Origin of the sequence: Rhodanobacter sp. OK091, assembly GCF_900142825.1 — a bacterium.
Lineage (GTDB): Bacteria > Pseudomonadota > Gammaproteobacteria > Xanthomonadales > Rhodanobacteraceae > Rhodanobacter.
Genome location: NZ_FRCH01000002.1, coordinates 603,406 through 622,374, shown reverse-complemented (window position 1 = coordinate 622,374; position 18,969 = coordinate 603,406). Strand labels below are relative to the sequence as shown.

17 protein-coding genes, 1 tRNA gene and 1 riboswitch are annotated in these 18,969 nt (G+C 63.6%); of the genes, 11 read left to right on the top strand and 7 right to left on the bottom strand.

Features of this window, described 5'->3' with window-relative positions; translation table 11 throughout:
- Positions 1–26: 26 nt before the first annotated feature.
- On the bottom strand, positions 27–353 hold the full coding sequence (gene clpS / locus BUA26_RS12320; protein WP_072761104.1) for an ATP-dependent Clp protease adapter ClpS: 327 nt from the start codon (positions 351–353) through the stop codon (positions 27–29).
- Positions 354–475: 122 nt separating this feature from the next.
- On the opposite strand from clpS, the gene BUA26_RS12315 reads away from it, so the two are divergent.
- Genes BUA26_RS12315 through hflD form a run of 3 tightly spaced genes read left to right on the top strand, consistent with a single transcriptional unit; the run spans position 476 to position 2,740 of the window.
- Positions 476–961: an NUDIX hydrolase gene (locus BUA26_RS12315; RefSeq protein WP_072761102.1), complete on the top strand. Its 486-nt coding sequence runs from the start codon at positions 476–478 to the stop codon at positions 959–961.
- Entirely contained in the window at positions 958–2,106 is a 1,149-nt protein-coding gene (gene mnmA / locus BUA26_RS12310; protein WP_072761100.1) for a tRNA 2-thiouridine(34) synthase MnmA, read from the top strand. Before BUA26_RS12315 ends, mnmA begins: the two co-directional genes overlap by 4 nt.
- Before the next feature lie 10 nt (positions 2,107–2,116).
- The gene (hflD, locus tag BUA26_RS12305) at positions 2,117–2,740 is read left to right on the top strand and encodes a high frequency lysogenization protein HflD (RefSeq protein WP_072761098.1); all 624 of its coding nucleotides are present in this window, start codon (positions 2,117–2,119) and stop codon (positions 2,738–2,740) included.
- Positions 2,741–3,018: 278 nt separating this feature from the next.
- Here the strand turns inward: hflD and BUA26_RS12300 are convergent, their stop codons facing one another.
- Positions 3,019–4,410: a porin family protein gene (locus BUA26_RS12300; RefSeq protein ID WP_072761096.1), complete on the bottom strand. Its 1,392-nt coding sequence runs from the start codon at positions 4,408–4,410 to the stop codon at positions 3,019–3,021.
- A 209-nt stretch (positions 4,411–4,619) separates the two neighbouring features.
- Here BUA26_RS12300 and rnt point away from each other — a divergent pair, with 209 nt between their 5' ends.
- From rnt to phoU, 6 genes are all read left to right on the top strand, one after another.
- Complete coding sequence (gene rnt, locus BUA26_RS12295) at positions 4,620–5,279, top strand: ribonuclease T (RefSeq protein ID WP_072761094.1); 660 nt, start codon at positions 4,620–4,622, stop codon at positions 5,277–5,279.
- A 171-nt stretch (positions 5,280–5,450) separates the two neighbouring features.
- On the top strand, positions 5,451–6,491 hold the full coding sequence (gene pstS, locus BUA26_RS12290) for a phosphate ABC transporter substrate-binding protein PstS (RefSeq protein WP_083573022.1): 1,041 nt from the start codon (positions 5,451–5,453) through the stop codon (positions 6,489–6,491).
- Positions 6,492–6,567: 76 nt separating this feature from the next.
- Complete coding sequence (gene pstC, locus BUA26_RS12285) at positions 6,568–7,584, top strand: phosphate ABC transporter permease subunit PstC (protein WP_072761092.1); 1,017 nt, start codon at positions 6,568–6,570, stop codon at positions 7,582–7,584.
- A complete protein-coding gene (pstA, locus tag BUA26_RS12280; RefSeq protein WP_072761090.1) occupies positions 7,584–8,450 on the top strand; it encodes a phosphate ABC transporter permease PstA in 867 nt (288 codons plus the stop codon). The genes pstC and pstA overlap by 1 nt, the downstream gene beginning before the upstream one ends.
- The gene (gene pstB, locus BUA26_RS12275) at positions 8,443–9,252 is read left to right on the top strand and encodes a phosphate ABC transporter ATP-binding protein PstB (protein ID WP_072761088.1); all 810 of its coding nucleotides are present in this window, start codon (positions 8,443–8,445) and stop codon (positions 9,250–9,252) included. The genes pstA and pstB overlap by 8 nt, the downstream gene beginning before the upstream one ends.
- Positions 9,253–9,269: 17 nt before the next feature.
- Entirely contained in the window at positions 9,270–10,001 is a 732-nt protein-coding gene (gene phoU, locus BUA26_RS12270; RefSeq protein ID WP_072761085.1) for a phosphate signaling complex protein PhoU, read from the top strand.
- Between the two features lie 65 nt (positions 10,002–10,066).
- Here the strand turns inward: phoU and BUA26_RS12265 are convergent, their stop codons facing one another.
- From BUA26_RS12265 to rnr, 3 genes are read right to left on the bottom strand one after another with little or no spacing between them, the layout of a single operon-like run.
- Positions 10,067–10,336 carry a CBU_0592 family membrane protein gene (locus BUA26_RS12265; RefSeq protein WP_072761084.1) on the bottom strand — a complete coding sequence of 90 codons (270 nt, stop codon included), beginning with the start codon at positions 10,334–10,336 and terminating at the stop codon, positions 10,067–10,069.
- Positions 10,333–11,079, bottom strand: a complete 747-nt coding sequence (gene rlmB / locus BUA26_RS12260) for a 23S rRNA (guanosine(2251)-2'-O)-methyltransferase RlmB (RefSeq protein ID WP_072761082.1) — start codon at positions 11,077–11,079, stop codon at positions 10,333–10,335. Before rlmB ends, BUA26_RS12265 begins: the two co-directional genes overlap by 4 nt.
- Positions 11,076–13,637, bottom strand: coding sequence for a ribonuclease R (gene rnr / locus BUA26_RS12255; protein ID WP_072761569.1), 2,562 nt, complete (start codon positions 13,635–13,637; stop codon positions 11,076–11,078). The genes rlmB and rnr overlap by 4 nt, the downstream gene beginning before the upstream one ends.
- Before the next feature lie 272 nt (positions 13,638–13,909).
- On the opposite strand from rnr, the gene BUA26_RS12250 reads away from it, so the two are divergent.
- Positions 13,910–13,996 (top strand) — tRNA-Leu (locus tag BUA26_RS12250).
- Between the two features lie 185 nt (positions 13,997–14,181).
- Here the strand turns inward: BUA26_RS12250 and BUA26_RS12245 are convergent.
- Complete coding sequence (locus BUA26_RS12245; RefSeq protein WP_072761080.1) at positions 14,182–14,589, bottom strand: VOC family protein; 408 nt, start codon at positions 14,587–14,589, stop codon at positions 14,182–14,184.
- Between the two features lie 192 nt (positions 14,590–14,781).
- Positions 14,782–14,888: riboswitch (glycine riboswitch) on the top strand.
- A gap of 51 nt (positions 14,889–14,939) precedes the next feature.
- Between BUA26_RS12245 and gcvP the strand changes: the two genes are divergently transcribed.
- The gene (gcvP, locus tag BUA26_RS12240) at positions 14,940–17,825 is read left to right on the top strand and encodes an aminomethyl-transferring glycine dehydrogenase (RefSeq protein ID WP_072761078.1); all 2,886 of its coding nucleotides are present in this window, start codon (positions 14,940–14,942) and stop codon (positions 17,823–17,825) included.
- A 51-nt stretch (positions 17,826–17,876) separates the two neighbouring features.
- On the opposite strand, the gene BUA26_RS12235 is transcribed toward gcvP, so the two are convergent.
- On the bottom strand, positions 17,877–18,815 hold the full coding sequence (locus BUA26_RS12235) for a GGDEF domain-containing protein (protein ID WP_072761568.1): 939 nt from the start codon (positions 18,813–18,815) through the stop codon (positions 17,877–17,879).
- Positions 18,816–18,969: the final 154 nt, after the last annotated feature.

Genomic DNA, 18,969 nt, shown 5'->3' with positions numbered 1-18,969 from the left:
CGCGATGAGCACGAAATGGGGGTCGCTCAGAGCTTTTCCATAGTGCACAACAATGGGTGCTGATGGGAACGTGAATATTCGTTGACGTGGGTTACCTTGGTTTCAGCCACCTCGCGGGTAAATACACCACATACGCCCTTGCCACGGGTATGTACATGCAGCATCACCTGCACCGCCTGTTCCTGGTCGAGGTTGAAAAACCCGCGCAACACCTCGACCACGAAGTCCATCGGGGTGAAGTCGTCATTCAGCAGCAGCACCTGAAACAGTGGGGGTCGCGCCACCTCCGGTTTGGCGGTTTCCAGCGCCAGACCGCGGCCGCTGTCGTGCTCGTGTTCGGTTTCGTGGGCCATGGTTTCTTGGGGTGTGATCTCTGATTCGAAGTATACGCCGCGCAGGATTTTCAGCTGTCCGCAACGACCGTCTGCATAGGTAATGGCACAATGGCCGCTTTTCCAGCCCCTTGCCGCTCCCCATGGCCGATTCTGTTCCCGCTACCGAGACCTGGCGCCCGCGCGTCACCGTTGCCTGCGTCGTGGCCGTCGGCGACCGTTTCCTGATGGTCGAGGAAGCGGTGAACGGCCGAATCGCCTACAACCAGCCTGCCGGCCACCTCGACGACGGCGAAAGCCTGACGGCGGCCGCCGTGCGCGAGACGCTGGAGGAGACCGGCTGGACGGTGGAACTGCAGCACCTGATCGGTGTGCACCAGTGGCGCAGCACCGAGCATGGCGAGGCCGTGGTGCGTTTCAGCTTCGCCGCCCGGGCTGTCAGCCATGCCCCGGACCGCCCGCTGGATACCGATATCCGCCGCGCGCTGTGGCTGACCCGTGCGGAAATCGCGGCACTCGGCGACCGCCTGCGCAGCCCGATGGTATTGCTGAGCATCGACGCGTGGCTGGCTGGACGGCGCCTGCCGCTGGACACCTTGAGTTATCTAGCTGAAGGTAGCTTGACGTGAAAGTGATGCTGGGCATTTCCGGTGGCGTCGATTCCTCGGTCGCGGCGTTGCTGTTGCAACAGGCCGGCCACCAGGTCGAAGGCTTGTTCATGCAGAACTGGGAAGAGGACGACCGCTCCGGCCCCTGCACCACCGACGCCGACCGCAAGGACGCCGTCGCCGTGTGCGGGCGGCTCGGCATCCCGTTCCATGCACGCAATTTTGCCGCGGAATACTGGGACGGCGTGTTCGAGCATTTCCTCGCCGAATACCGCGCCGGCCGCACGCCGAACCCCGATGTGCTGTGCAACCGCGAGATCAAGTTCAAGACCTTCCTGGACGAAGCCCATGCGCTGGGCGCCGAGAAGATCGCCACCGGCCACTATGCACGCGTCGATTTTCACGAAGGCCGCCATCGCCTGCTGCGCGCAGTGGATGCGGCGAAGGACCAGAGCTATTTCCTGCACGCGCTGGGCCAGCGGCAACTCGCCGCCACGCTGTTTCCGCTGGGCGAAATCGAGAAACCCCGCGTACGCGAACTGGCCCGCGAAGCAGCGCTGCCGACCCATGCGAAGAAGGATTCCACCGGCATCTGCTTCATCGGCGAGCGCGATTTCCGCAGCTTTCTGGCCCAGTACATCCCGGCCCGGCCTGGCGAGATGCGCACGCCTGAGGGCGAGCTGATCGGCGAGCATCAAGGCGTGATGTATTACACGCTGGGCCAGCGCAACGGGCTGGGCATCGGCGGGCGCCACGGCGCCGGCAGCGAGGCCTGGTATGTGGTCGGCAAGGATGTGCCCGCGAACGTGCTGTACATCGCCCAGGGCGGCGAGAACCGCTGGCTGTATTCGCAGCGACTGCAGACGGAGATGCCGAACTGGATCGCCGGCGTGGCGCCCGCCGCCCATTTTCGCTGTACCGCCCGCACCCGCTATCGCCAGCTCGATCAGGCCTGTGTCGTCGACGTCCGCGGCGACGGTCTTGAGGTACGCTTCGACGAGCCTCAGCGCGCGGTCACCCCGGGCCAGTCGGTGGTCTTCTACGATCATGAAGTCTGTCTCGGCGGCGCGGTGATCGCTGCCACCGACGCGCCGTACGGCGGCCTGCTGCCGGCATTCACTCCCTCCCCCACGATCCCCGCAAGAGAACCGCCATCCCGTGTTTGAAACATTTTCAATGAATGAAGAGCGCGTGCTTGCTCTAGCCGGACTGTTCCAGGCCTGTGCGCTGGCGCAGCAGCTGGCCAACGAAGGCCGCTGCGATGAGGGCGCGATGGAGGCCAGCGTGGCCAGCGTGTTCCGCATCGACGCGCCCTCGGTAGTCGGCGTGTACGGCAACATCTCCAGCGTACGGATCGGATTGCGCAACCTGATCGCACAACTCGACGAGAGCGATCGCGACATGGCGGTGACCCGCATGGTGGTGACCGTGATGCGGCTGGAACGCAGCCTGACCGGCCGCCCGGAGCTGCTCGGCAAATTGCAGCAAGGCATCGTCGCCGCCCAGCGGCAGGTCGAGCATTTCGGCCAGGACTCGGCGCAGGTCATCAGCCGGCTGGCCGAGCTGTACGCCTCTACCCTGTCCACGCTGAAGCCGCGGGTGATGGTCAGCGGCAACCCGCAGCAGCTGCAACTGCCGGTGGTGGTCGAAAAGGTGCGCGCCAACTTGCTCGCGGCCGTGCGCTCGGCGGTGTTGTGGCGGCAGGTCGGCGGCCGCCAGTGGCAGCTGCTGCTGTATCGGCGCCAGTGCAGCATGCTGGCGCGCGGGTTGCTGACCGGCGCGACGCTGGACAACCGCTGACGGCAGCAACCCACGGTACCTGAAAAGCAAACGGCGGGCATAAGCCCGCCGTTTTCCGTCCATGGGATGAAACTCCCTTGCGATAACCTGTGACCACTGCTGCAGCTGCAGTATGCAGCGATCGTGTGACAGTTTCAGAACGACGATTTGACGCCTGGGTGAATCCAGCCGCATGTGATGCACGCAGCTGACTCAATGGAATGCAACAAAGCAAACGGCGGGCAAGAGCCCGCCGTTTTTCCATCCCTGGATCGAACTCCCTTCGATAACTGTCAGGCTCAGTAGCTCAAGATGCCCCAGAAGCCGATTTCGTTGGTCTTGTAGGTGAACGGGCTGGCCGCCGGGCCTTCGAGCTTGTCATATTTCCAAGCCAGCGCCAGACGCAGGTTCTTCATCACATCGTAGGAGACGCCCGCGTTGTAGTAGGTGTCCTTGAGCTGCTTGTAGACGCCGTTCACGCCGGAATACTTGTAGGTGACACTGTCGTAGCGAGCGAACAACGCCCACTGCGGCATGAAGGTCCAGTCACCAAAGACCGAGTAGCCGTCAGCCTTGTCCTTGATCGCCGCCGGTGCCGGCACGACGCCCTGATACTTCAGGACGTCATCCCAGTTCTTCGCCATGAAATACTCGCCACCGATACCGAAGGTATCGTTGCGGAAAGCGACCAACGCATCACCACGCGTGGCATTCCGGGTCGGCTGACCGTTCTGCACGTCCTTGGCGCGCTTGCCGTCGTAACCACCGAGCGCGATGACCATCTCCTTGATCGGCTGATAGCCGATACGGGCTTCGACGTCCATGCCACTCGAACGCGTCGGATTCTTGTAGCCGCCGCCGTTGACCACGGAAACCTGGTAGTTGAACGCGTTGTCGCCGGTGGTGGCGCCCATCGCATGGACACCCCAGTCCGACGAGTTGCCGAACGCACCGATGCCGGTGGCAGCGGCGCCGGCCGTGCCGCGGCCGCCATCAATGGAGCGGTCGGTGATCGTGTTCTCGAGGAAACGATAGCCGTACCACTTCTCGGCATACGGGATCCACGGCATGTCGGCCGCACCGAAGCGGACCGCGAAGAGCGGATCGAACGTGCCCTGCAGGTAAGCTTTCTTGACGAACAACTGGGTCTCGGAATCGGCAGACACATAGTTGAAATCGGTGGTCAGGTTGGCCGACCAGATATCGTTGAACTTGTGCTCGACGGTGAGGTAGAAGCGCTTCACGTCGTAACCAACGCCATTGACCGAACCATGGCCGTCTTTCTTGATGGAGCTGCCGGTACCGGTCTGCTCTTTGTGGCTGACGTCGGTCATGTCGAAGAACATGGTGCCGCTGACCTTGGTATTGTTGACCAGCTTGTCGATCGTGCTGACCTTGGTGTCCGCGACGACCTGCGCCTTCTGCACCGATTCCACGGCCTGACCGGTGGAAACGTTGATGTCGGACTGCGCGTCGGTGCGCTGCTCCAGCGAATCCACCTTGGCCTGCAACGCGGCCAGCTGCGCTTTCAGCAACTCGATTTCCGTGTTGCTGGCCGCCGGGGTCGCCGCGGTCGATGTCTGCGCTTTCTTGTGCGTCTTGTGCTGCGTCTGTGCCGGTGCCGCAACCACCGTGAAGCTGCTTATGCCCAGGCCAGCGGCAATCGCCACCGCAATCAATTTGGAACGCATGTCATTCTCCGCAAGTTGGTGGGAAACATCTCAACCGCCCCCTCGATCCGATGGCCGGCTAGCGATTAGTTAACAAGTGTGGCGAGTCATTTTTACGATTGGATGCATCTTTAATGACACATTCGTGACATTGAATCGGGTCACAAGGAAATGCGCCACCGAGCAGGCAATTCGCTCACGTTGCGTGAGGCGGCTGATATGCTTCGGCGATGGGAATACTGAGCAACAACACCGCATCGCGCATGGCGGAGCGGTTTCGCGGCTTTCTGCCGGTGGTGGTCGACGTGGAAACGGGCGGCTTCGATGCCGAGCATGACGCCCTGCTGGAAATAGCCGCAGTGCCGCTGACAATCGGTGCGGACGGCTTTCTGTGCCTGCGGCCAACCGTGTCGACTCATGTGGAGCCCTTCCCCGGCGCGAACCTCGATCCACGCTCGCTGGAGATCACCGGCATCGACCCGACCAACCCGCTGCGCGGCGCGCTGGCCGAACGGCTGGCGCTGGACCATATCTTTCATGTGGTGCGCGAAGCGGTGCGCGAAGCCGGCTGCCAGCGGGCCATTCTGGTCGGCCACAACGCGGCGTTCGATCTCGGCTTCCTGAATCAGGCGGTGCGCCGCTGCGGACACAAGCGCAATCCATTCCACCCCTTCAGCTGCTTCGACACGGTCAGCCTGGGCGGCCTCGCCTATGGCCAGACGGTACTGAGCAAGGCCGTGCTGGCGGCCGGCCTGCCCTTCGACAGTCGCGAAGCCCATTCAGCCGTGTACGACGCCGAACGTACCGCCGAACTGTTCTGCAACGTGGTCAATCGCTGGCGCCGGCTGGAACTCCTCGAACAGGCACAGCTCGGACTGGATGCCGCCTGAGACCACCACCGCACGTCGTTTTCAGGCCATCCGGTCATGGCCTTCTGCGGGAACCATGACAGTCTGTCATCGACTGTCATCTCTTTGAAACATTCATTACATCCAATGGCAACACGAAGGGCCTGAAATGGCGGGGTCTCATCCGACCATCCCCTCCAAGGAGCTACCGTGCTGACCTCACGCAAATACCTCACTCGATCCGCCCGATTCGCTGCTGTCGCTGCGATCGCCGTGGCCTCGACCTTCGGCGTGGCCGCACAGGCTACCGATATCACGGGCGCCGGTTCCAGCTTCGTTTACCCAGTCATGTCCAAATGGTCGGCCGCGTATGCCGAGAAGACCGGCAACCATCTCAACTATCAGTCGGTAGGTTCCGGCGCCGGCATCGCGCAGATCAAGGAAGGCACCATCGACTTCGGCGCCTCCGACGCGCCGATGAAGGCGGAAGATCTGCAGAAGTACGGCCTCGGCCAGTTTCCGATCGTGGTCGGCGGCATCGTGCCGGTGGTCAACATCACCGGTGTGCAGGCCGATCAGATCAAACTGGACGGCGTCACGCTCGCCGACATCTTCCTGGGCAAGATCACCAACTGGAACGACCCGAAGATCGCCGCGCTGAACGCCGGTCTCACCCTGCCGGCCGGCAAGATCACCGTGGTGCATCGCTCGGACGGCTCGGGTACCTCGTTCAACTTCACCAACTATCTGTCCAAGGTCAATCCGGAGTGGGCCAGCAAGGTCAAGTTTGGTACCGCCGTGGAATGGCCGACCGGCGTGGGTGGCAAGGGCAATGAAGGTGTCTCGCAGTACGTTCGCCAGATCAAGGGTTCGATCGGTTACGTCGAATACGCCTATGCGGTGAAGAACAAGCTGGCCTGGGTCGACCTGAAGAATGCCAGCGGCAACTTCATGAAGCCGAGCGCCGATGCCTTCGCCGCTGCCGCCGCCACCGCCGACTGGGCGAGCGCCAAGGACTTCAACCTGATCATGACCAATGCACCGGGTGCCCAGGCGTGGCCGATCACTGCCACCACCTGGATGATCATGTACAAGACGCCGAAGAATGCCGGCAACAGCAAGGTCGCGTTCGATTTCTTCAAGTACGCGCTGGAGAACGGCCAGCAGGCGGCCAGCGAGCTGGACTATGTCCCGCTGCCGGCTCCTCTGGTCAGCAAGATCGAGGCGTACTGGGCTTCCGAATACAAGCATTGATGTCCTGACTCCCTCTCCCTTGCCGGCAAAGCCCGGCAAGGGAGAGGGAGTTTTTATTTCGTAACCATGGATTGCCATGCCAGCCAATCAAGCCGCCTTGCCCATCGATATCCTGGAGCAACGCAGCCACCGGGATGCCCGCCACGAACGGCTGTTCCGCTGGTTGCTGAAAGGCTGTGCACTGATCGTACTGGCGTCCCTGCTCGGCGCCGCCGGCGCCACCTTGTGGGGTGGCCGCGAGGCGTTTAGCGCCTTCGGCTGGCACTTCCTGGTCAGCTCGGCGTGGGATCCGGGCAATGATGTCTACGGCGCGGTAGTGCCGGTGTACGGCACGATTGCCACCTCGCTCATCGCGTTGCTGATAGCGGTACCGATCAGTTTCGGCATTGCCGTCTATCTCTCCGAAGTGGCACCTGCCTGGCTGCGCACACCGGTCGCGTCGGCGATCGAACTGCTGGCGGGGATTCCTTCGATCATCTACGGCATGTGGGGCCTGTTCGTCTTCGCCCCGTTCTTCGCCAACCATATCAAGCCGTGGCTGACCAACAACCTCGGCAACAAACCCGATGATGGCAAGCTGTCATGGGCCGCCGAACACGTGCCGTTCGTCGGCAAGCTGTTCGGCAGCGACTATCCGTTCGGCGCCAGCATTCTGGTCGCCGGCATCGTGCTGGCGGTCATGATCATCCCGTTCATCTCCTCGGTGATGCGCGAGGTGTTCCAGACCGTGCCGACGCGGCTGAAGGAGTCGGCCTATGCGCTCGGCTCCAGCACCTGGGAGGTGTCGTGGGACATCGTGCTGCCCTATACCCGCTCGGCGGTGATTGGCGGCATCTTTCTCGGCCTCGGTCGCGCCCTGGGCGAAACCATGGCGGTGACCTTCGTGCTCGGCAACGCGATGCACCTGTCGGCTTCGCTGCTCGACCCCGGCGCCTCGATCGCCTCGACCATCGCCAACCAGTTCAGCGAGGCGACCGGTCTGCAGAAGTCCTCGCTGATGGCGTTGGCGTTCCTGCTGTTCGTGGTCACCTTCGTCGTGCTGCTGATCGCGCGGCTGATGCTGCGCCAGCTCGCCCGCAAGGAGGGTCGCTGATGAGCTCTCCCTATCTGCGTCGCCGCATCACCAACGCGCTGGCGATGGTGATGAGTACGCTGGCCACCCTGGTCGGCCTGGCGTTCCTGGCCTGGATCCTGTGGGAAACCCTGCGCCAGGGCATCAGCGCGCTCGACCTGAAACTGTTCACCAAGATCACCGCGTATGGCGAGAGCGGCGGCCTTGCCAACGCGATGGTCGGCAGCCTGATCATCAACTTCATCGGCATCGCGATCGCCACGCCGATCGGCGTGCTTGCCGGCACCTGGCTGGCCGAGTACGCGGACCGGACCAGGCTGGGCGAGTCGATCCGCTTCCTCAACGACATCCTGCTGTCTGCGCCGTCGATCGTGATGGGCTTGTTCGTCTATACCATCATCGTGCTGCCGACTACGGTGCTCACCCACGGATCGACCACGTTCTCCGGCTTCGCCGGCGGCGTGGCGCTGGCGCTGATCGCGCTGCCGGTCATCGTGCGCACCACCGACGAAATGCTGCGGCTGGTGCCGTCGACCTTGCGCGAAGCGGCGCTGTCGCTCGGTGTGCCGCAGTGGAAGCTGACCTTGCAGATCCTGATCCGCGCCGCGCGTTCGGGCATCATCACCGGCGTGCTGCTGGCGCTGGCGCGCATCAGCGGCGAGACCGCCCCGCTGCTGTTCACCGCGTTCGGCAACAACTATATGGCGATCAATCCGATCGAGAAGATGTCCAGCCTGCCGCAGATCATCTACCAGTACGCCAACGATCCGGGCGATGCGATGCACGCGCTGGCCTGGGCCGGTGCGTTCGTGATCACCATGTTCGTGCTGCTGCTCAGCCTCGCTTCCCGCCTGATCCTTTCCCGCACCAAGGTGTCCCATGACTGACTCCGCCATCGCCACAAACCCGGCGCAGGCGGCCGCCGCATCGGCTGTCGCGCCCAAGCTCACGGTGCGCGACCTGCACTTCTACTACAGCGGTTTCCATGCGCTGAAAGGCATCAGCATGGATATCCCGGAGAAGAAGGTCACCGCGATCATCGGCCCGTCCGGCTGCGGCAAGTCGACCCTGCTGCGCATTTTCAACCGCATCTACGCGATCTACCCCAAGCTGGAAGCGAAAGGCGAGATCGTGCTGGACGGCGAGAACATCCTCGACCCGGGCTATTCGATGAATCGCCTGCGCGGCAAGGTGGGCATGGTGTTCCAGAAGCCGGTGCCGTTCCCGATGACGATTTTCGAGAACGTCGCCTACGGCATCCGTCACCACGAGAAGCTGTCCAAAACCGACATGACAGCCCGCGTCGAACAGGCGTTGCGCAGCGCCGCGTTGTGGGACGAAGTGAAGGACAAGCTCAAGCAGAACGCGCTTGGCCTATCCGGCGGCCAGCAGCAGCGCCTGTGCATCGCCCGCGCCATCGCGCTGAAGCCCGAAGTGCTGCTGCTGGACGAACCCACTTCCGCACTCGATCCGATCGCCACCAGCCGCATCGAGCAATTGATAGAAGAGCTGAAAAGCCAGTTCACCATCGTCATCGTCACCCACAATATGCAGCAGGCGGCGCGCGTCTCCGACCTCACCGCCTTCATGTACATGGGCGAACTGATCGAGTTCGACCAGACCGAGAAGATCTTCACCAAGCCGGGCAGGAAGCAGACTGAGGATTACATTACAGGCCGCTTCGGCTGATCACAAAGGACAACATCATGAACACCGGCACAGACCACATCATCAAGAGTTACGACAGCGAACTGACCCGGCTCACCGGCGAAATCGTGCGCATGGGCGAGCTGTCGGTAATCCAGCTGGAGGCTGCCATCGACGTGCTCGAACGCCGCGACGAACGCGCCGCCCAGCGCGTGGTCGGCAACGACGATGCGATCGATCAGCTGGAGCAGGAAATCGGCCACGATGTGGTGCGCCTGCTGGCGCTGCGTGCGCCCATGGCCGGCGACCTGCGCAATGTGTATGCCGCGCTGCGCATCGCCTCGGACATCGAACGTATCGGCGACTACGCCGCCAACGTGGCCAAGCGCTCGATCCCGTTGTCGATGGTGGCTCCGGTCGCCCCTGTCGGCGGACTGCGCCATTTGGCCGAACTGGCTGCAGACGAAGTGCGCGACGTGCTGTTGGCCTATAACGAACGCGATGCCGACGCCGCTTACCAGGTATGGAAGAACGACGTGGTGCTGGACGAGGCCTATACCGGCTACTTCCGCCAGTTGCTCACGTACATGATGGAAGACCCGCGCAACATCACGCCGTGCACCCACTTGCTGTTCATGGCCAAGAACATCGAGCGGATCGGCGACCACGCCACCAACATCGCCGAGAACGTGTGGTTTCAGGTCGTCGGCGAACCGCTGAACAAACAGCGCAGCAAGGGCGACTTCACCTCCAGCCCGGAAATGACCAAACTGGGCGACAAGCCCGAGTAAAGCCCGCCCAATTCTGCAGGAGTCCGCAAACGGGCTCCTGCAACATGCGCGGAACGGAATCGCCGTTACGGCAGCTCGCGCATTCCGCGGCGCCGCTTGATGCCGCGATACACGCCGTAGCTGCCGATCAGCAACCATGCGACCTGCATGATGAAGGCAGCGAGGTTGAAATTGCCGAAGCCCAGCGACAGCATCACTCCGATCGCACCCAGGATGTTCATCAGCTGATAGGTCAGCCCACTGCCTTGCAGCTTGCGTTCCTGCAGCAGGAAAAATGCCAGCAGCACCAGCGCCACGCCGATATAGCCGGCCCAGTCGTACCAGAACAGGTTCATCGCTTCGCACTCCGCTGCCGCAAGGCTTCGAACAGCACCACGCCGGTGGCGACCGAGACGTTGAGGCTTTCCATCGTGCCCGGCATCGGAATCTTCGCCACGAAATCGCACAGCTCACGGGTCAGCCGACGGATGCCCTCGCCTTCGCCGCCCAGCACCAGCGCCACAGGCCCCTTGAAGTCGACGCCATAAATCGAGGTGTCGGTGTCGCCGGCCAGGCCGGTGATCCACACGCCAGCGTCCTTCAGCTCGCGCAGCGTGCGCGCCAGGTTGGTCACCGCGATCAGCGGCACCCGATCGGCGCCGCCAGCCGAGGCGCGGCGCACCACCGGGGTCAGGCCCACGGCGCGATCCTTCGGCACGATCACCGCGGTGACTTTCGCCGCCGCCGCACTGCGCAGGCAGGCACCGAGATTGTGCGGATCGGTGACGCCGTCGAGCACCAGCACCAGCGTGTCGCTGCCGTCGCGCTCCATCAACGCAGCCAGGTCGTTTTCATGCGCCATCGGAGGCGCCTCGTACAACGCCGCCACGCCCTGGTGACGCGCTTCGCCGGCGAGCTTGTCGAGCTGCTCGCGCGGCCGGTGGTTCACGGTGATCTTCAGCGCCTTCGCGCGCTCGACCAGTTCGTGCACACGCGGATTGCGCTGGCCGTTCTCGACCACGAGCTCACGCACGCGTTCGACGTCATTGCTCAACGCACCTTCGACGGGATTGATGCCGACGATCCAACTCTCACTCATGGCTTGCCTTTCGGTTTCGGTTTGCGCCCACTGCGCTTCTTGCCGCCGCTCGCAGGCGTCGATGCCGGTGCCGATCGGGCTGACTGGCCCTGCCGCTTGCCGTGACTCGGCTGACCATGCGCCGACTTGGCCGGTGCCGGCGCGCGACGCGGACGGCTGCTGCTTTCCGCAGACGGTGTGGCAGCGCGCGAACGCGGCGGCGCATTATCGCTCGGCACGTGAATCTCCGGCACTACGGCATCGCGTCGGCCGAACGCGCGGCCGATCGCCTTGGCTGCCCGGCCGAACATGCCTGGCGCCTTGGCGGGACCGGCCGCCTTCTTCGGCAACGAGTAACGTTCGCCGCTGGCCGCATAGTCGTAAGCCTTGCCGGTTGCTGTCGGCGGCGTGGCCGGCACACGTGGCGACACCAGCCGGAAGTCGATCTTGCGGTCCTCAAGGCTGGCACGCAGCACCTGGACACGCACATGGTCGCCGAGACGGAACTGTGCGCCGGTGCGCTCGCCCTTCAGCAGTTTGCGGGTCGCATCGAAGTGGTAGTAATCGTTGGCGAGCTGGCTGATGTGCACCAGGCCGGAGACCTTCGATTCGTCCAGCTCCACGAACAGGCCGAACGAAGTGACGCCGGTAACCACGCCTTCGAATTCGCTGCCGATGTGCTTTTCCATCCACGCGCACTTGAAGCGCTCATCCACATCGCGCTCGGCCTCTTCGGCACGGCGTTCGCGTTGTGAACAGTGGATCGCCATGGCCGACATCTCGGCCGGGCTGTACGTGTAGTCGGCCGGCTTGCGGCCGCTGAACGCGTAACGGATCGCGCGATGCACCAGCAGATCCGGATAACGGCGGATCGGCGAGGTGAAGTGCGCATACGCCTGCAGCGCCAGGCCGAAGTGGCCGCGGTTGTCCGGCTGGTACGCAGCCATGCTCTGCGAGCGCAACAGCACGTTCTGGATCAGCTCGCGCTCGGGACGGTCATGCACCATCCGCAGAATTTCGGAGAAGTCGGCCGGGGTGACATCTTCCACCGGCGGCATGCGCAGCTTGAACTCGCGCAGGAACTGCTGCAGGTCTTCGTACTTCTCGGCCGGCGGCGGCTCGTGCGCGCGGAACAGTGCGGGGATCTTCTTCTTTTCCAGGAACAGCGCCGCCTGCACGTTGGCAGCGATCATGCATTCCTCGATCAGCTTGTGTGCGTCGTTTCGCTCTGTCGCACCCATCGACTCCACGCTGCCGGTCTGGTCGAGGCGGAACTTCACTTCCGGCGTTTCGAAGTCGATGGCGCCGCGGCGCTTGCGCTGTTGCGCCATCGCCTTGTACAGCGCGTGCAGGTTTTCGAGTTGCGGCAGCACATCAGCGACTTCATGGCGGGCATCAGCCTCCTTAAGACCTACTGCCTGCCAGACCTTGTCGTAGGTGAGCCGCGCATGCGACAGCATCACCGCGTCGTAGAACTTCGACTTGATCACGTTGCCTTCGGCGTCGATCTGCATGTCGCAGACCATGCACATCCGCTCGACCTTCGGCATCAGCGAGCAGATGCCGTTGGACAGCGTCTCCGGCAGCATCGGCACCACGAAGCCGGGGAAATAGGTCGAGGTGCTGCGCTCATAAGCTTCGCGATCCAGCGCATTGCCGACCTGCACGTAATGCGAGACGTCGGCGATCGCCACGATCAGGCGCCAGCCGCCGCCACGCTTCGGCTCGGCATATACCGCATCATCGAAATCGCGCGCGTCGGCGCCGTCGATCGTCACCAGCGGCAGCTGGCGGATATCGGTGCGGCCTTCGCGCTCGGCGGCGGTCACCGCGGATTCCACCTGCGCCGCATCGCGCAGCACTTCCGCTGGCCACTCGTGCGGCAGGTCGTGGCTGGCGATCGCCATTTCCACCACCAGCGACGGCTGCAGCCGCTCGCCCAGCACCGCACGGATCTCGCCCATCGGCCCGCGATGCGGCGTCGGCGGATCGGTGATCTCGACCACCACGATCTGACCGGAGCTGGCACCTTGCTCCTGTCCCGGCTTGATCATCACGTCCTGGTTCAGGCGCCGATCGTCCGGCGCCACCAAGGTCACGCCGTTCTCGATCACCACCCGTCCGACCAATCGCGGCGAGCGCCGTTCCAGCACTTCGGCAATCGCACCTTGCCGGCGACCGCGACGATCGATGCCGACTACGCTGGCCAGCACGCGATCGCCGTGCATGACGGTGCGCATCTGCTGCGGCGACAGGTACAGATCCTCCCCACCTTCGTCCGGGCGCAGGAAACCATAGCCTTCGGCATTGGCCAGCACCCGGCCGGCAATCAGGTCGAGTTTCTGGGTCGGCGCATAACCGCCGCGCCGGCCCAGCAACAGCTGGCCGTCGCGCACCATCGCAGCCAGCCGCTTGCGCAGCGCGTCGAGATCGTCTTCGTCGTGAATTTCCAGCGCTTCGGCAATGCGTGCCTCAGTCAGCAGTTCGGCGCGCTCCTCGAGCAGCGCCAGGATCGCCTCGCGGCTGGGGATCGGACGTGCATAACGCTGCGCCTCGCGATCGGCATGGGGGTCACGCACGGCGCCTGCGGCGGCCTTGTTGCGTCGTGGTCCGGTGGATGTACCGGTTTGCTGTTTCTGGTCGGCCGATCTGGCCCGACCCTTTTTGGGGGACTTGGAGTCCTGATCCTTGCCGGAGTGCGGGGGAGTTTTTCTGGTCACTAAATATCCTTGTGGTATCTGCGGCGCGGAGAATGACACGACGCGATGAATGATTGTGAAAAGTGTTGACAAGCTACCGACAGATGCCTACATTACGCGGCTCACGCAGCTCGCAGAGCGGTGTGACACCTGCCCAGGTGGCGGAATTGGTAGACGCACTAGCTTCAGGTGCTAGCGGGGGCAACTCCGTGGAGGTTCGAGTCCTCTCCTGGGCACCAATTGTAAACGAAGGCCGCCTCTCGAGGCGGCTTTCGTCTTTTCAGGGTTCAGCTTTTCCCCTCTCCCTCCGGGAGAAGGTGGCGCGTAGCGACGGATGAGGGTTCGGTTCCTGCGTCGAAATTAACGCTTCGCCCGAACCCTCACCCCAACCCCTCTTGCACAGGGAGAGGGGCTCAACCAGGCATCAAACCGCCGCTGGCCCCTTTAGCTCGATCATGTTGCCCTGCGGGTCGTACAGGTAGATCGACGGGCCCTCGCCTCGCGCGCCATAGCGCGAACCCAGCTCGCCGATGCGCACGCCGTGTGTTTTAAGGTGCGCGAGGATCGCCGCTTCATCGTAATCCTCGACGCGCAGGCACAGGTGATCCATGTTGTGGCCTTCGCCACCTGGTGCGACGCCACCGTGACGACCGAGCTTGCCATCGATGCTGACCAGGTCGATCAATGAGGCGCCTGCTCGCAGCTGCACCAGGCCGATCTCGTCCTGCCGGCGCTCCTCGCGGCAGCCGAGTACGTCGCAGTAGAAACGTTGCATCGCCACGATGTCGATGGCGCGCAATACCACGTGGTCGATTTCAGCGATGCGGATCATGGAGCAGGCCTTGAGGTGCGGGGCGGGTTACCAAGCATAAACCGTATGGATTCCGGTGATCGTCACCGGTCCGCGCCGCCTGTATAATCCCCGAGGTAAACGTTTGGTGGGAGAAGCGGACCGCTCCGTTAAAGAGCATGTCCGCTGCCGAAGACGCAACGCCCGTAATCGCTCAGGCCCCGTACCATCACGCGTAAACACTCTGGAGAGAGCGGCTGCCTTCATCGGCGCAAGCCGCCGCCGAAGGGGCACGAGGCTTCCGCCTCCAAACTCTCAGGCAAAAGGACAGAGGGGCGCCCCACGTGCGGCACGCACGTCCGGCCTTTATCGGCCATTTCCGGACGCCCGTCATGAGCCAAGCTTCTTCATCTTCCCAGGCCACGCCCTCCCTGCGTGAACTCGAACACCATCACGCCTTCATCGAGCGCCACATCGGACCCAACGATGCCGAGATCGCGCAGATGCTACGCGTCATCGGTCACGATTCGCTGGAAGCGATGACCGACGCGATCGTGCCGGGCAAGATCAAGTCGCCCGCCCCGCTCGCCCTGCCGCAGGCGATCACCGAGGTCGAGGCATTGGCCAAGATCCGCGCCATCGCCGATAAAAACAAGGTGTTTCGCAGCTTCATCGGCCAGGGCTATTACGGCACGCTGACGCCGAACGTCATCCTGCGCAACATTCTGGAGAACCCGGCCTGGTACACCGCGTACACGCCGTATCAGGCGGAGATCTCGCAAGGCCGCATGGAAGCGCTGATCAATTTCCAGACGCTGTGCGCCGACCTCACCGGCATGGAGATCGCCAACGCGTCGCTGCTGGACGAAGCCACCGCCGCGGCGGAGGCGATGACGCTGGCCAAGCGTTCGTGCAAGTCCAAGTCCAACGTGTTCTTCGTGTCGAACGGCGTGCATCCGCAGACGCTGGAAGTGGTCAAGACCCGCGCCGAGGCGCTCGGCATCGAACTGCATATCGGCGATGACGCCGAGGGCGGCACGGTCGACAGCTTCGGCGTGCTGCTGCAATACCCGAATACTTTCGGCACCATCAACGACTACCGGGCCATCGCCGACGCCGCGCATGCGCGGGGGGCGCTGGTCGCGGTCGCCACCGACCTGCTCGCGTTGACCTTGATCGCTGCTCCTGGCGAATGGGGCGCGGACATTGTGGTGGGCAACAGCCAGCGTTTCGGCGTGCCGTTCGGCAATGGCGGCCCACATGCCGCGTTCATGGCCTGCCGTGACGCGTACAAGCGCTCCATGCCGGGCCGCCTGATCGGCGTGTCGATCGACGCCGAAGGCAAGCCGGCTTATCGCCTCACCTTGCAGACGCGCGAGCAGCACATCCGTCGCGAGAAGGCGACCTCCAACATCTGCACGGCGCAGGTGCTGCTGGCGGTGATGGCCTCGATGTACGCCGTCTACCATGGCCCCGAAGGGCTGACCCGCATCGCCCGCCGCACGCATCGCCTCAGCGCGATCCTCGCCGCATCGCTGCGCCAGGCCGGCGTCAACGTGGGTGCGAACTTCTTCGATACCTTGCACATCACCGACGTCGACGCCGACGCCGTCCATGCCCGGGCCGAAGCGCTGCGCATCAACCTGCGCCAGATCCACGGCACCTGCATCGGCATCAGCCTCGACGAAACCACCACCCGCGCCGAAGTGATCGCGCTGGCTGGCCTGTTCGGTGCCCAGATCGACAATATCGACGAGCTGGACGCCGTCACCGCCGACGCATTGCCGACGGCTCTGCGGCGCAAGAGCGAGTTCCTCACCCATCCGGTGTTCAACTCGCACCACAGCGAGCACGAACTGCTGCGCTACATGCGCATGCTGGCTGACAAGGATCTGGCGATGGATCGCACCATGATCCCGCTGGGCTCCTGCACCATGAAGCTCAACGCCACTGCCGAGATGATTCCGGTCACCTGGCCCGAGTTCGGCGACATCCATCCGCTGGCGCCCAGCACGCAGACGGCCGGCTACAAGGAACTGATCGACGGCCTCGAGGCGATGCTGGTGGAATGCACTGGCTACGACGCAGTGAGTCTGCAGCCGAACTCCGGCGCGCAGGGCGAATATGCCGGCCTGCTGGCGATCCGCGCTTACCATCGCTCGCGCGGCCATCAGCACCGTGATATTTGCCTGATCCCCGAATCCGCTCACGGCACCAACCCGGCCTCCGCGCACCTGTGCGGCATGACCGTGGTGGTGACCAAGTGCGATGCCAACGGCAACGTCGACGTGGAAGACATCCGGCGTGCCGCCGAGAAGTATTCGGACCGCCTCGCCGCACTGATGATCACCTACCCGTCCACGCATGGCGTGTTCGAGGAAGACATCGTCGCGATCTGCGACATCGTGCATGCGCACGGCGGGCAGGTGTATACCGACGGCGCCAACATGAACGCGCTGGTCGGCGTGGCCAAGCCCGGCAAGTGGGGCTCGGACGTATCGCACCTGAACCTGCACAAGACCTTCTGCATCCCGCATGGCGGCGGTGGTCCGGGCGTCGGTCCGTGCGCGGTGAAATCGCATCTCGCGCCGTTCCTGCCGGGCAAGCTCGGCGAGCACAGTGCGGTCGGCATGGTCAGCGCGGCCAGCTACGGTTCGGCCTCGATCCTGCCGATCTCGTGGATGTACATCACGATGATGGGCCAGCAAGGCCTGCGCAAGGCCACCCAGGTCGCCCTGCTCAACGCCAACTACATTGCCAAGCGGCTGGAAGCGCACTACCCGACCCTGTACACCGGCCGCAACGGCCTGGTCGCGCACGAGTGCATCCTCGACCTGCGCCCGCTCAAGGACGCCACCGGCATCGGCGCCGAGGACGTGGCCAAGCGGCTGATCGATTTCGGCTTCCACGCACCGACACTGAGCTTCCCGGTCTCCGGTACATTGATGGTGGAACCGACCGAGAGCGAATCGCAGATCGAACTGGACCGCTTCATCGACGCGATGATCCAGATCCGCGACGAGATCCGCGCGATCGAAGACGGCAAGCTCGACCGCGAGGACAACCCGCTGAAGAACGCGCCGCACACCGCCACCATGGTCTCGGCCAGCGAGTGGATCCACGCCTACCCGCGCGAGCTGGCCGCATTCCCGCTGGCCAGCCTCAAGCTGCAGAAATACTGGTCGCCGGTCGCCCGCGTGGACAACATCTACGGCGACAAGAACATCATGTGTGCCTGCATTCCGGTCGATGCCTATAAGGAAGAAGTCGAGGCGTAAGCCCGCGATTCACTCGAAGTACGAGAGGCCCCGCATGCGGGGCCTTTTCTTTCATCCCGCGACGATGCAGTTCCGGCCCTGCTGCTTGGCCTCGTACAGCCGCTTGTCGACCTTGCCGATGAACGGCAGCAGCTCGTCGTCGTGGCCGGGTATCACGGTACCCACGCCTAGGCTGACCGTCAGCACCGAGCTGATCGGGGATTGTTCGTGCGGAATCTGCTGGCCCAGGATCAGGTCGCGGCAGCGTTCGGCCAGCTTGCGGGCGGCGGCCTCGTCGGTTTCCGGCAACACCAGCACGAATTCCTCGCCGCCGAAGCGGGCCAGCAGATCGCGTGCCCGCGTCGCGGCTGAACTCAGTATTTGCGCCACGCGCTTCAGGCAGATGTCGCCTTCGAGATGACCGTAGCAGTCGTTGTACTGCTTGAAATAATCGATATCCAGCATGATCAGCGACAGCGGCTGCCGGTTGCGCCGCGCGTTGCTCCATTCGAGCTCCATCAGCGCGTCGAAACGGCGGCGGTTGGCGACGCCGGTCAGGCCGTCGCGGAAGGAAAGCTCTTCCAGTTCCTTCTGCAAGGTGATCAGCTGCTGCTCGGTCTGCTTGCGCTCGCTGATGTCGAACATGAAGCCGATCAGCGAATCCACCGTGCCGTCCTCGTTGCGCACCACATGCACCACGTCGCGGATCCACACGTAGTGGCCGTCGCGGGTCAGCGCTCGGTAGTCGGCCTCATGGTCCACGCCGGCTTGCGATTGCGCCACGCAGAAATTCACCACCCGCTCGCGATCCTCGGGATGCATGCGACCAGCCCAGTCCTCCACCGTCACCCAGCTCGACGGCGTCCACCCCAGCAGCGCCTCGATCTGCGGCCCGATGTAGGCGAACTGCATGGTGCCCCAATCGATCTTCCACGGAATCGCCTTGGTCGATTCCAGCAAGGTCTTGTAGACCGCGCTGTCGGGTTCCATCTTGTTCTCGGTATCGACCATCGCTTTCGGGCTCGATTGGTGGAAATGCGGCAGCGCACGTCCGCGATCATATCGCCGCGCCCGGATCCGGAAGCAAGCCAACGGCAAACCGCCGATGCGCGAGGCCAGCACAAAAAAAGGAAGCCCCGCAGTGCGGGGCTTCCTTGCAGTCAAA